At 37.6% G+C, this 13,252-nt stretch carries 14 protein-coding genes; 5 read left to right on the plus strand and 9 right to left on the minus strand.

Features of this window, described 5'->3' with window-relative positions:
• Positions 1 to 42: 42 nt before the first annotated feature.
• Positions 43 to 1,356 carry a TolC family protein gene (locus GQO80_RS09200; RefSeq protein ID WP_157208060.1) on the minus strand — a complete coding sequence of 438 codons (1,314 nt, stop codon included), beginning with the start codon at positions 1,354 to 1,356 and terminating at the stop codon, positions 43 to 45.
• A 141-nt stretch (positions 1,357 to 1,497) separates the two neighbouring features.
• On the opposite strand from GQO80_RS09200, the gene GQO80_RS09205 reads away from it, so the two are divergent.
• Positions 1,498 to 2,496 (plus strand): metal-dependent hydrolase, encoded by a 999-nt coding sequence (locus GQO80_RS09205; protein WP_157208061.1) that lies wholly within the window; start codon positions 1,498 to 1,500, stop codon positions 2,494 to 2,496.
• Between the two features lie 39 nt (positions 2,497 to 2,535).
• On the opposite strand, the gene GQO80_RS09210 is transcribed toward GQO80_RS09205, so the two are convergent.
• Together GQO80_RS09210 and GQO80_RS09215 are read right to left on the minus strand one after the other, a co-directional pair.
• Positions 2,536 to 3,573, minus strand: a complete 1,038-nt coding sequence (locus GQO80_RS09210; protein ID WP_157208062.1) for an agmatine deiminase family protein — start codon at positions 3,571 to 3,573, stop codon at positions 2,536 to 2,538.
• A gap of 141 nt (positions 3,574 to 3,714) precedes the next feature.
• Entirely contained in the window at positions 3,715 to 4,602 is an 888-nt protein-coding gene (locus tag GQO80_RS09215) for a carbon-nitrogen hydrolase (RefSeq protein WP_157208063.1), read from the minus strand.
• 120 nt (positions 4,603 to 4,722) lie between these two features.
• On the opposite strand from GQO80_RS09215, the gene GQO80_RS09220 reads away from it, so the two are divergent.
• Positions 4,723 to 6,243, plus strand: coding sequence for an energy transducer TonB (locus tag GQO80_RS09220; protein ID WP_157208064.1), 1,521 nt, complete (start codon positions 4,723 to 4,725; stop codon positions 6,241 to 6,243).
• A 2-nt stretch (positions 6,244 to 6,245) separates the two neighbouring features.
• Here the strand turns inward: GQO80_RS09220 and GQO80_RS09225 are convergent, their stop codons facing one another.
• The 3 genes from GQO80_RS09225 to rlmD all read right to left on the minus strand — a co-directional run bounded on the left by GQO80_RS09225 (position 6,246) and on the right by rlmD (position 8,976).
• Positions 6,246 to 6,974, minus strand: coding sequence for a DUF6048 family protein (locus GQO80_RS09225; RefSeq protein WP_157208065.1), 729 nt, complete (start codon positions 6,972 to 6,974; stop codon positions 6,246 to 6,248).
• A complete protein-coding gene (locus tag GQO80_RS09230; protein WP_157208066.1) occupies positions 6,940 to 7,485 on the minus strand; it encodes a DUF6452 family protein in 546 nt (181 codons plus the stop codon). Before GQO80_RS09230 ends, GQO80_RS09225 begins: the two co-directional genes overlap by 35 nt.
• Before the next feature lie 81 nt (positions 7,486 to 7,566).
• Positions 7,567 to 8,976, minus strand: a complete 1,410-nt coding sequence (rlmD, locus tag GQO80_RS09235) for a 23S rRNA (uracil(1939)-C(5))-methyltransferase RlmD (RefSeq protein WP_157208067.1) — start codon at positions 8,974 to 8,976, stop codon at positions 7,567 to 7,569.
• Positions 8,977 to 9,250: 274 nt separating this feature from the next.
• Between rlmD and rocD the strand changes: the two genes are divergently transcribed.
• Positions 9,251 to 10,495: an ornithine--oxo-acid transaminase gene (gene rocD, locus GQO80_RS09240; protein WP_157208068.1), complete on the plus strand. Its 1,245-nt coding sequence runs from the start codon at positions 9,251 to 9,253 to the stop codon at positions 10,493 to 10,495.
• Positions 10,496 to 10,562: 67 nt separating this feature from the next.
• Here the strand turns inward: rocD and GQO80_RS09245 are convergent, their stop codons facing one another.
• Positions 10,563 to 10,889 carry a CCC motif membrane protein gene (locus tag GQO80_RS09245; RefSeq protein WP_157208069.1) on the minus strand — a complete coding sequence of 109 codons (327 nt, stop codon included), beginning with the start codon at positions 10,887 to 10,889 and terminating at the stop codon, positions 10,563 to 10,565.
• A gap of 7 nt (positions 10,890 to 10,896) precedes the next feature.
• Positions 10,897 to 11,181, minus strand: coding sequence for a DUF2752 domain-containing protein (locus GQO80_RS09250; protein WP_157208070.1), 285 nt, complete (start codon positions 11,179 to 11,181; stop codon positions 10,897 to 10,899).
• Positions 11,182 to 11,445: 264 nt separating this feature from the next.
• Between GQO80_RS09250 and GQO80_RS09255 the strand changes: the two genes are divergently transcribed.
• Both GQO80_RS09255 and GQO80_RS09260 read left to right on the plus strand, forming a co-directional pair.
• Positions 11,446 to 11,634: a hypothetical protein gene (locus GQO80_RS09255; RefSeq protein ID WP_157208071.1), complete on the plus strand. Its 189-nt coding sequence runs from the start codon at positions 11,446 to 11,448 to the stop codon at positions 11,632 to 11,634.
• Positions 11,615 to 12,202, plus strand: coding sequence for a Smr/MutS family protein (locus GQO80_RS09260; RefSeq protein WP_157208072.1), 588 nt, complete (start codon positions 11,615 to 11,617; stop codon positions 12,200 to 12,202). The genes GQO80_RS09255 and GQO80_RS09260 overlap by 20 nt, the downstream gene beginning before the upstream one ends.
• A 115-nt stretch (positions 12,203 to 12,317) precedes the next feature.
• On the opposite strand, the gene GQO80_RS09265 is transcribed toward GQO80_RS09260, so the two are convergent.
• Positions 12,318 to 13,235, minus strand: a complete 918-nt coding sequence (locus GQO80_RS09265; RefSeq protein WP_157208073.1) for a hypothetical protein — start codon at positions 13,233 to 13,235, stop codon at positions 12,318 to 12,320.
• Between the last annotated feature and the right edge of the window lie 17 nt (positions 13,236 to 13,252).

The raw sequence follows: 13,252 nt of genomic DNA on the forward strand, positions 1-13,252 counted from the left end.
ATTAAAGCCGCGGAATGTTGTAAACTGCGACTGTTCACTTTTTTATTCTTTAGTTAAAAATGCTAAATAAGCTTGTGTATAATTGTACTCAAAAACCGTTTGGTAGTATTCCAGTTGTTTTTGGGCGTATTGGGTTTCGGCCATTAACAAATCGGAGGTTTTTTCCAAACCTTCCTTAAATCTATTTGTCCTAATTCGTAAGGATTCTTTGGATTGGTTTAATGCCAGATTGGTTAGGTTCAATCGGTTTTCCGCATCGGTTAGGGCGCGTTTTGTTTTGTTCAATTCCAAATTGCTTTGCGAAACATAGTGTTCGTATTGTAGTTTCGATTTTTCAAATTCCGATTTGCTTTTTTGGGTTTTCCCCAATCGCTTCGAACCTTGAAATAAATCCCAGCTTAATTGTGCACCAAATAAATAACCGTTCGCATCACCTTGAAAAATTTGGTCGTCGTACAGTTCATAACTTCCAAAGGCATTTAATCGAGGTAAAAACGCCATTTTATCGGCCTTGTTCATGGCATCATAAGCGTTTGAAACGGATGCCATGGCTTTAATGTCGGCACGGTTTTCTGAAACTATCGAGGCTTCTTTTAAGTCGATTTTGCTAACCGTTAAACTATCACTTGGTTGATACACTACATACGATGCGTCGTTCATTAAAAAAGACAGATAATTAGAAGCATTTTGCACATTGCTTTGTGCCGTTTGCAATTGGTTTTGTACTTCGGTAACATGCACTTCCACATTTAAAACATCGGCACGTTGTAAATAGCCTTGTTTGAAGCTGTTTTCTGCCAATTTTTTGTTTGATAGGGCTGCTTCCAATGCTTTCTCTAAAACGGCAACGCCTTTGTATGCCAATTGTAATTGCATATAGGCTTTTTCAACTTCTAAGGCCAAATACTCTTTGGTACGTTGCGATTGCAACGACATGGCATCCATTTTAGATTTTGCCGCTTTGCGTTGGTAAATACCATCTAAATTTAGCAAGGGTTGTTGTACCTCAAATTTTGTGGCGAAATTTTGGGTATGGCTTGGGTTGTTTAACAGCGCAGGATTAAAATCGTTTTGGGTTAAAATTTCCTGATTCAATTTCGAGCCAAAAGCCATTAAGGGATTGGTGGTTGATATACCGGTATGCGATGCCGTAATGTTTGGTAAAAATATAGCATTGGTTTGTCGGTAATCGGCACGGGCTTGTTTGAAGTCTTCATCTGAAATTTTCAAGGTTTGGTTGCCCTCTGAAACTTTCAACAAGACATCAAGCTTACTAATGGGCACCAGCTCTTGGGCCTCCATTGTGGCAAAAAATCCGAAAAAACAAAGTGAAATAATTAAAAGGTTGTTTTTCATTTTTAGTATTATTTATGCCACAAAAGTAAGTGAGACAAACGTTTTGCTCGGTAACCTATGTTACCAACTAAAAGAAGGGAATGTTAACTTATTGTAATTGTTAACAAACCATGGCTTATTTTTGCAAAAAAAAAATAAACTATGGATTCTCTTACCCAAATTGTATTAGGTGCCGCGGTTGGTGAGGCTGTTTTAGGTAAAAAAGTAGGGAACAAGGCCATGCTTTATGGCGCTATTGCTGGAACCATACCCGATCTTGATGTATTTGCTTCCTATTTTACCGATACGGTTACCGCTATTTCCATACATCGGGGTTTTACCCATTCCATTGTTTTTTCTGTGCTTTTTGCGCCTGTTTTTGGTTGGCTGGTTTCTAGTTATGAAGCTTATAAAAACGTTAAGGATTGGTCGTGGTTATTCTTTTGGGCATTTTTAACACACCCTATTTTGGATGCCCATACTACCTGGGGCACCCAATTGTTTTGGCCGTTCGACCTAAGACTGGCTTTTCATACCATTTTTGTTATCGACCCCCTATATACATTGCCCTTTTTGGTGTTTTTAATTCTTGCCATGATGCAAAAGCGCAGTTCAAGAAAGCGTTCGTTTTATAACAAAATGGGGTTGTTGCTAAGCTCTTCCTATTTACTACTTACCTTTTTATTAAAATGGCTGGCCCTAAACCAATTTAAAGCCGCTTTAAAAAGTGAAAATATTGAATACCGAGCCATTGATACCCGACCAGCCCCATTGAACACCATACTTTGGAACGCGAATGTAGAAACGGACACGGCCTATTTGTTGGGCAATTATTCGTTTTTTGACACACAACCCATTAGTTTTGAGATCTATCCAAAAAACCATCAGTTATTGGGAAGTTTGGCAGAAGACGCAAATGTAAAACGTATGATGGCCATTTCAGAAGGTTGGTTTACCATCACCAAAAAAGATGAAACCCTTTATTTTAACGATTTGCGATTTGGACTGCTAAGTCTTGAACCTAAATCGCAAAACTTTGTTTTTCAATATAAAATGGATGTTGATGCTTTTGGTAATGTACAGTTTACCGAAATGCCCAAAAATAATCGTGATGGCAAAAAATTGCTATCAGATTTATGGCTGCGTATTAAAGGGAATTAATGGCTTGGTTTTAAAAAAGTTTTAGTTGCTGAAAACGCTTTACTGCGGAATTTGCTGACTCAAGCAATGCAGGGTGCCAAAGCCCCAAATAAAATCGGTGGCGGCGATACCTATTATTTCTCTATCAGGAAAACAATTGGCAATAATGTTCAATGCTTCACGGTCGTTGGCATCATTAAATGTGGGCACTAAAACCGTTTTGTTCAAAATTAAAAAATTGGCATAACTTGCAGGAATCCTAATCCCATCAAAATCCAAACGTTTTGGCATTGGCAAGGTTACAATAGTTGGTTGTTTGCTGTTTTCTAAAGTTGACGCTTGCAAGCGTTTTAAATTATCTTGTAGTGGTTTGTAATTAGCATCTTTTGTGTCCGTTTCAACTACGGTAATAATGGTGTTTTCGTTTACAAAGCGCGCCAAATCGTCGATATGGCCGTGGGTATCATCGCCTTCAATGCCATTTCCTAGCCAAATCACATTGGTAACGCCCAAATATGTTTTAAAAACCGTTTCATAATCGGCTTTTTTAAAACCTACATTCCGAACTTGGATGCTGGGGTGCAGTAAACATTCTTCCGACGTTAACAATGTGCCTTTTCCGTTTACATCAATAGCGCCGCCTTCCAAAACAACAGGTTTGCCTTTGTAAACAGCTTGTTCTAATGGGATGTTTAAAAACTCGGCAACTTTAGCCGGCACGTGTTTGTCTAATTTGTAATTGGTATATTTTGCCCAACCGTTAAAATTGAAGTTGATGGCTTTTCTGTTTTTTCCATTTTTGACGATGATAGGGCCCGAATCGCGCATCCAACTGCGATTGGTTTTTTGAATGATGAACGACACATGTTTTAAGTTTACATGTGCCTTTTCCAACATGCCTGAGACCTTGGTTTTTAGCTTATTATCAGCAACCAAAAGCATGACCTCTTCCACCGAAGCTACTTTTTTAATAAACTCTACAAAGGCCCATTGTACCGCTTCATATTTCCCCGGCCAATCGTTGCCGTTATGCGGAAAACATAATAAAATACCTTGTTGTTTTTCCCATTCCGCTGGAAATATCCAATTGTTCTTCATTTTAATATATTTTGACACGAATTGCACGAATTTTCATAAATATATTTTTATTCCAAATATACTGTCAAACGAGTGTGCTTATAAATTTCACTAATTTACAGACTTTCAGCCTGATTTAGCATTTTATTGAAATTTGGATTTTTAATCAATAGCCCTTTTAGTGATCTCACCATAGGTATCAATGCGTCTATCGCGCAAAAAAGGCCAATTTTGACGCACATTTTCCTGTAAGTCTAGATCGACTTCGGCTATTAAAATTTCTTCTTTATCGGTTGAAGCTTGGGCCAAAATCTCGCCCTGTGGGCCAGCAATAAACGACGAGCCCCAAAACTCGATACCATGGGTATCTGGCACATATTTTTCCAGACCTATTCTATTGGCGGCCGCTACATAAACGCCGTTTGCTACGGCATGTCCGCGCATCACGTTCATCCACGCGCCTTGTTGGTTGTCGCCATATTGCGCTTTTTCTTGCGGGTGCCAACCAATGGCGGTAGGGTAAAACAATACTTCGGCACCTTGCAAGGCGGTTAATCTGGCCGCTTCGGGATACCATTGGTCCCAACAAATAAGGGTGCCAATATTTCCTTTTTTGGTTGGGAATGATTTAAAGCCTATATCGCCGGGTGTGAAATAGAATTTTTCGTAAAAATGCGGGTCGTCTGGAATGTGCATTTTTCGGTACAAACCAGCTTCGGTGCCATCGGTATCGATAATATAGGCACTGTTGTGGTAAATTCCTGCCATGCGTTTTTCAAAAAAAGGCACGATAATAACCACGCCCAGTGCTTTGGCCAAGTCGCTAAACGCAGTAAACGAAGTGCTATAAAGTGGTTCGGCATATTTAAAATTAGCAACATCTTCACTTTGGCAGAAATAATGACTGCTATAAAGTTCGGGCAATAAAATAATTTCGGCGCCTTTTTTGGCAGCATCCTTTACCCATTGCATGCATTTTTTGAGATTATTTTCAGGTATATCATTCAAATTTAATTGAAGGACAGCTATATTATACGTGTTTTTTGGCATTACAAATTGTTGAAAAATTTATTGCAAATATAGCTAAAATTTATATTTCGATTTTAAAGTGAATTGTGTAGGTTTTTTTTTATTTTTATAAAAAAATTGACATTAATATTGGGTTCAAAAATGAAAAGATTGATTATTATTTTAACAGTACTTTTAAATGTTACAGCACATTCGCAAACAGAGTTTCAAAAATTTGAATCTAAATATGATGAGTTTGATTTTTATGCGAAACCTTCACCCAAAAACGAACTTTCCCGCTTTTTCAGAAACCACATAAATACCAGTTTATTGGATGCGGTTAAATTTCGGGATACAATTGAAGCCAATAAACGTATCTTTTTGGTTTTTCATTTAAACAGTAAAAACGAATTGACCGGTCTGTCTGCTAATTCTGCTTATGCAGAGTTGAACAAAAGTATCACGGATGCTTTTAGAAAATATGATATTGAAAAATTGAACATTCCCAATAAAAATCGTTTAGACACCTATGTGCTGCAAATAATTTCCAGTGAAAACGGAAAGGCTATTTTGAATTGCAGTACTGAAATTGTTTATGATAAATTGCCAATTCTTGAGGGTTGCGAATCAATTAAAACCCATAATGAACTGAAGAAATGTAATAACAAATCTATTGAAAAACATATAGTTAATACAATTTCATTTGCAAAAATACAAAGCGAAAAGATTTTAGGCGAATTGAAGTTAAGTGTGAAATTTTTGGTGGATTACGACGGAGGTATAAAAAATATTGAGTGTAAAGCACCTACCGAAGCGTTAACAGAAGAATTGAATAGGGTGATGGAAACTTTTCCAAAAGCGAAAGTAGCTCCCACAAGAAATGGTAACCCAACTTTTTGGGAAATAAAGGAGCATATTTTTTTGATTATTGAGCCAAAAACAGAAAGCTACAAAGATGAGGTGCAAAAAAGTAAAGATACGTTGCTTGACGAAAACAGTGATTTAGCACTACACTTTAAAAAATATATTACCGATACTGAATTACAAAATATTAAACTGCAAGCTAGACAACATAGTGTTATTATATCTTTTAGCATCGATAAGAATGGGCGCTATATTGATGTTTCAAATAACATAAAAGACGTGTTGTTTAACGAAAAATTGAATTCGATATTAAGAACATACCCTATTGAAAAGCATGGTATTGGTCAAGTTGATTTATTAGCTAAATATTCATATTCTGTAATTACAAAAGGTTACGATAATTATACAATTCAAACACAACAAGAACCCATGGTTATGTTATCGCCCATTTTTAAAGGTTGTGAAAAGGAAAAAAGTTTTAATGATATAAAAAAATGCAATAGTGTAAAGGTTGGCTATCAAATAAATAAGGAGTTTGATAAAAACCTGCGTAGCAAAACTGATTTAAAAGGCGATATTAGGATATTTTGCGTTTTTAAAGTGGATACCGATGGGAAAATTGTGGATGTAAAAGTGCAGGCTCCCAATCCGTTTCTGGCAAACGAAGTTGAATCGATTATAAAAAGTTTGCCACCAGTAATTAAACCAGGTATTCAAAATGGAAAACCGGTAAAAGTGCCTTTTTCGCTTCCTGTTGTTTTTAGGGTAGGCGAAAACAGACCCGAAGACCTTTTTAAAAGTTCAATAAGAAAACAGTAAGGTTATTTATCCTTCTTATAAATCGGAATACGGTACGAAAGCGTGTAGCTATACCCAACACCAATGCCGCTACTGTCGAAGGTTTTGTTAAAACCCGGTATATAAACGTTCTCGAAATTGTTAGGTTCGGTTTCGCTTGCCGAAATTTTAAACTGCACATTAAGCGACAGATACAGGTTGTTAAGCAATTGGGCTTTAATGCCCAACATCAGTTCTGGCCAAATGGCCGTTAAACCTTTGAACTCCTGCACTTCGGATGATGTGAGCTGTGGCGACCAATAGGGGTCTGTGGTGTAAATGGTATAGCTGTTCAATTTTTGGCTAAAAGTACTCGCACATACCCTAAAACCCGCATAGATCATGTTGTCCATATCCAACCAATTTTGGTACATGTTGTAATCAATCCCGGCCTTAATATAGCTGCCGTTGGTGGTAATGTTCAAATAATCGTTCACCGTATTTTTTTTGTCGATACCTATTTCGCCCGCAATGTAGAGTCGTTTTTTTAGGCGGTAATCTGCCGAAATCTCAAAACCCGAATAATCGTCATCCACAAAAGAGCGTATCAGTTTCCCAATATCGCCACCCACCCGAAGTCCATATTTCTCTTTTATTTTTATGGAATCGTTAGCAGTAGGTGCAATGCTATCGTTTTGGGCGTTTGCCCCAAAAGAAAGCAAAAGCATGAACAGGCAACTAATGATATATGTTAAAATGTGTTTCAGTTTCATCTTCTACGGTTTGGTTTTCGTTTACAGGTATTACCGATTTAATCCAGTTGTCGGCATCGGGTTCGATGGTAACGGTAACGTTTTTATAAATGGTTTTGTAGCCACAAGCGCGCGACACATATACTTCTTCGCGGGTGTAATTGATGGTTACAATATCTTCATTGCCCGTAATGAAATCATCGCTGGTATCATCGGGCGTGCCATTATTATTTATTTTAGCATCTTTTACAAAAACATATTGGGTTGAGTTGGCATCGGTTTTTAAGGGAAGCACAATTTCGGAAGTTGATACAATACCATATTTTGGCAATACAAAATCGTTATCAACACCTGCAACCAGCAAATTGGGTATGTTTTTTTTGTTTTCGGTGTTGGTCGTATCGTAAGCTTCTATAATTAAACTTGGGGTTGTGGGGGTGCTTTCCGGACAAATATCATCGGCTTCACAACTTAAATTTATAACAACACCTATGAAGGTCATTAAAATTAAAAGTAAACTTATTTTTTTCATCAATCTTTTTTATTGCGTTTAGTTGTTTGGCTGTTTGTTGTTTGGTCGTTTCAACTTAAAGACTCTGTAACAAACAACGCGCTATTTTCTTTCCAAAAGCACCACATTTTCAACGTGAAAAGTTTGTGGAAACATGTCAACCGCTTGTGTTTTTGTTACTTTGTAAGTAGCATTTAAAAGTTCTAAATCCCGTGCCTGTGTGGCACTGTTGCAACTTACATACACAATTTTTTTTGGGGCAATGTTTATTAGTTGCTGTACCACATCCTTGTGCATGCCGTCGCGTGGCGGGTCGGTAATAACCACATCGGGTTGCCCGTGTTCCTTAATAAAGGCATCGTTAAACACCACTTTCATGTCGCCTACAAAGAAATGAACGTTTTTAATGCCATTTAATTGTGCGTTTTCCTTGGCAGCGGCAATCGCATCGGGAACCGACTCAACGCCCACCACTTTTTTGGCTTGTTTTGCCACAAATTGCGCAATGGTGCCGGTGCCCGTATATAAATCGAACACCAGTTCGTTGCCCTTCAACCCAGCAAAATCGCGGGTTATTTTATAAAGTTCAAACGCTTGTTGCGAGTTGGTTTGGTAAAACGATTTGGCATTTATTTTAAACTTCAAACCTTCCATTTCTTCAAAAATATGGTCTTCACCTTTATAGCAAATCACATCTTGGTCGTAAATGGTGTCGTTTGCTTTGCCGTTGATGATGTATTGCAACGAACTTATCTGCGGAAAGTTTTCAGCAAGAAAATCCAATAACATCGTACGTTTGGCTTTGTCTTCCTTAAAAAACTGAATTACCACCATCACATCGCCCGTACTGGAGGTTCGAATCATCATGGTGCGTAACAATCCTGTTTGGTTGCGGGTGTTGAAGAATTCAAGATTGTTATCAAGTGCAAATTGCTTCACGGCATTGCGGATAGCGTTTGAAGGATCTTCCTGTAAATGGCATTTTTTAATATCCAAAATTTTGTCCCACATCCCGGGAATATGAAATCCCAACGCGTTTCTATCGCCCAAATCGGCACCCGATTGCACTTCTTCCTGTGTTAACCAACGGCTATCGCTAAATGAAAATTCCATTTTATTCCGGTAGAAATACTGATGGGCCGAACCCAAAATAGGCGTAACCTCGGGCAATTGAATATGGCCAATACGGGTTAAATTATTGGTAACTTCCTTTTGTTTATAGTACAGTTGGTGCTCATAGGCCATATCTTGCCATTTGCAACCGCCGCAAACCCCAAAATGCTCACAAACAGGCGTGGTACGCTTACTAGAAAGCGTATGGAATGTGGTTGCTTTTCCTTCGTAATAGGCTTTTCTGGCCTTAAAGGTTTGCACATCTACCACATCGCCCGGTACGGTATTGGATAGGAAAATAACTTTGCCATCGGGGGCTTTGGCTATGGTTTTGCCTTTAGCACCGGCATCTAATACTTCTATATGGGTAAAGACTTGTTTTTTCGTTCGTTTCGACATGCCGCAAAAGTAATGAAACCAATTCTGAATTCTGAATTCTGAATTACGAATTTTTAACCCATTGGCATTTCTTTGGAAATCTTCGGAAGAAAAGGATTAACGAATAACGAATAACGATTTTTGAAACTTTGAAACTTCCAACAATATTCACTAAATTGCAAGTTCTAGGGATGATTTCTCTCCCACGCTGAATTTTCGTCCCGATGCTTATCGGGATCTCGGAAGGAAAAAGGTACAGAAGGAATGGTTATTTTATCAATTTAAAAACATTAAAATGGCTATTTTAGAACACATCACGTCGCAACAAGCCATCGATTTAGAAAACAATTATGGGGCACACAATTACCATCCTTTACCCGTAGTATTGTGTAAGGGCGAAGGTGTTTTTGTTTGGGATGTGGAAGGCAAACGGTATTACGATTTTTTATCGGCGTATTCGGCTGTAAACCAAGGGCATTGCCATCCTAAAATAATAAATGCCCTGGTGCAACAGGCACAAACATTAACCTTAACATCGCGTGCCTTTTACAACAATGTTTTGGGTAGCTATGAGAAATTTGCCTGCGCGTTTTTTGGTTTCGACAAATTATTGCCCATGAACACTGGCGCAGAAGCGGTTGAAACAGCTTTAAAACTTTGCAGAAAATGGGCTTATGAAGTGAAGGGCATTGACGAAAATGAAGCTGAAATTTTGGTTTGCGATAATAATTTCCATGGAAGGACCACAACCATTATCTCGTTTTCCAACGACCCAGTTGCCAGAAAAAATTTCGGCCCGTTTACCAAAGGTTTTATAAAAATTGAATACGACAATTTAGAAGATTTGGAAACCGCATTACAAAACAACCCCAATATAGCCGGTTTTTTAGTGGAACCTATACAAGGGGAAGCTGGGGTTTACGTGCCAACAGAAGGGTATTTGGCTAAGGCTAAAGTGTTATGCGAACAGTACAATGTGCTGTTCATTGCCGATGAAGTTCAAACAGGTATTGCACGAACGGGTAAATTATTGGCAGTGGACCATGAAAACGTAAAACCCGATATCTTGGTTTTGGGCAAAGCTTTAAGTGGCGGCGTTTATCCTGTTTCGGCGGTTTTGGCAAACAACGCAATTATGAACGTGATGAAGCCCGGGAACCATGGCAGTACGTTTGGTGGTAATCCTGTGGCTGCAGCAGTTGGTATTGCTGCCTTGGAAGTTGTTAGAGACGAACAACTTGCTGAAAACGCCGAAGCGCTTGGTAATTTATTTAGAATTGAGTTAAACAATTATATTTCAACTAGCAATATTGTAAAATTGACAAGAGGTAAAGGTTTGCTGAATGCCATTGTAATTAATGATACCGAAACGAGTAAAACCGCATGGAACATTTGTTTAGCTTTACGCGATAACGGTTTGTTGGCCAAACCAACACACGGTAATATCATCCGTTTTGCACCGCCTTTGGTGATGACAAAAGCACAATTATTGGACTGTGTGCAGATTATTATTAAAACACTCAAGCAATTTGAAAGGTAGAAAGCGATATTTTTCTCAACAAAAAAAGCGACCAAACGGTCGCTTTTTATTTTAGGAATTTAAAAGATTATCTATTTTGGTATTGCTCCATAATTTGTCTGGATTGTTCCCAAAGCTCATCCCAACCAATCGTAGAAATTCTATAAATGGTCAAAACTAAGTAAGCAATGTTTATTAATAAGATTACTAATGCTACAATTTTAGCGGTATTCATTGCTTTTACACTCGCTTGGTCATAATTTTCAGGGTTTGATTTTACAGCACCTAGTTTACTGTTGGCCATTAAAAAAGCGATGCCTGCTAGAATAAATCCGAGACCGCCAAAACAGCAGCATAATAAGCCTAAAATAGCTAAAACATAAACAAGCGTTGGGTTGAGTTTTTGGTTTTCCATAGTGATTTTAATTAGTTAGTTTTATAACATAGCTTGTAATAATTATAGCTATTGTTGCCACAGAAAGTATCGTAATGATCTTATCTGAGTTTTTAAATTTAAAGAAAAAATTCATTCCGATAAATAAAATTAAAGGAATAAGCGTATAAATAGCCGGATACATTTTAAAGGCGGCCATAAATTCACCGTGAAAAAGAAGGCTAACCGACCGTTGCATGCCACAGCCCATACATTCAAAACCAAAAAGTTTTTTGTTTAGGCAAGGTAACATGTAATCGTCCAACGTCTGCATTTTTAATATTGGTTTTTCAAATTTAAAAATTTTTGCGAACTTCGGTTATTTTATGTTCTTTTTCTTATATTAATAAAACCAGATTTTCATCATGCTGCACATTGCAGGTTGTATGGAGTACAGTTTAAATGCCTAAAAAATAAGGATTCAAACAATCTAACCAATCAAAAAAACAATCTGCCCACAATCAGTTTCTAAAATTATCGGCATAACTCTAATTTTTAATGTAATTTTATCGTCTTAAAAATTTACTTTTTTCAGCAAATGAAGTATATCAATTATCTATGTATCATTATCGGTGCTTTTGTGGCGATGTACGCAAAAACCGGAACCGCGCAAAACCAATATGTTTTAATTGCGGGCATTGCACTGTTAATGGTTGGTGTTTATAATGTTGCAAAAACAATACCGAGTAAAAATGGGGATGAAACCGATGAAGAACACAGAAACTAACAAAACAACGTTTAAAGTGGGCGATACCGTTTTGGTTTTAGATGAAGCCATGTCGGGTAAAATTAAAAAAATGGTTGGAAATACCATCACCATTGAAACCTCCGATGGGTTTTTGCTTGATTTTGAAAGCAATGAATTGGTAAAAAAAACAACCGATGTTAGTATAAAAAAAGAATTGTTCTCGCATGAAAGTTTAGATGAGGCCCTACATACAAAAGAAGCTTCAATCAAAAAAAAGCAGCCCCAAACACGCCCGAAAGAACGTTTTGAGCCTACCATGGAAATTGATCTGCACATCCACCAGCTTACAAATTCTTTTAAGGGGATGAGCAACCATGATATGTTAACGCTTCAGTTGGAAACCGCTAAACGCCAACTGGAGTTCGCCATTTCCAAACGCATCCAAAAAGTGGTATTTATTCATGGCGTGGGCGAAGGCGTGCTAAAAGTTGAATTGGAATACTTGTTTGGAAGGTACAACAACGTTAAATTTTACGATGCCAATTACCAAAAATATGGCGTGGGTGCTACCGAGGTTTACATTTTTCAAAATGCGCCAAACAACTAATTCGAAAAGGAAGAATATTAAGCCACGAATTACAAGAATTATAAACGACGTTCATTCATTTATTCGTGCAATGAGTAAAAGTCGTGACTAAAAAAAAAGCATTTACGCTAATCGCCTATTTGAAATCGGGCGTTTTTTTACGGGTTTTTGATAGGGCACCATCTTCCAAAACCCCAAAATTGAACACGTCCAGAGTTATTATCTGTAAATCAAAATTTGATACGGTAAGCGTAACCACATAGGTTTGGTAAATGCTGTGTTCCCTAAATTTTGTTGCTGGATGGTTGTTTTCAACTACTTGCGGGTTTAGGTAATCGGCTATCTTTCCATCGGACAGATCGTTTGTTGGGTTTTGGTCTTGGGTAATGTTTTCTTCGTTGCGGGTTAAAATGTTATCGCCATCATCATCCGTATCCAAATAATTGGGTATGCCATCGCCATCGGTATCCAAGGCATCGCTTAAGTTGCCGTCGTTATTGGGGTCTGGTTTTTCTAATTTTGTGGGCACATTATCGCCATCATCGTCATCATCCAAATAATTGGGAATGCCATCTTTGTCGGTATCATCATCGTCATAATTACCATTTCCGTTTATATCTTCTAATTTAGCGGGAATCCCATCGTTATCATCCTCGGTTAAAACCGTTTTAATGTGTACTTTGCCACTGGTACTTTCAATATCTTTTTTTATTTTAACTTCCGATAGGGGCAAGTCGTTACAGAACAAATCCGTAGGCAAGGTTTTATTGAAATAGGTGATATAATTGAAGGTGTTGGTGCTACTTAACTCAAAATCTTTTTCATAAGAATTCGTAACAGGATCGATCACTAAAATATCTTCAAGTTTTAATGAACTGATTTTTATCGATAAAGATTCCGACGGGTCGTTTTTTGTTTTGTAAAAAACCAATCCGTTGCTGCCACAGGCTTTAAATGTTTCGTCAAAATCAAATTCAACCGTTATAATATCACCATCATCACAGGTGTAAAAACTGAAGGCACAAAGACTGAAAACAAAAAATAACTTACGCATTAGGTTTGGGTTTTAAC

The organism is Mariniflexile maritimum, from assembly GCF_009746565.1.
Classification (GTDB): Bacteria; Bacteroidota; Bacteroidia; order Flavobacteriales; family Flavobacteriaceae; genus Mariniflexile; species Mariniflexile maritimum.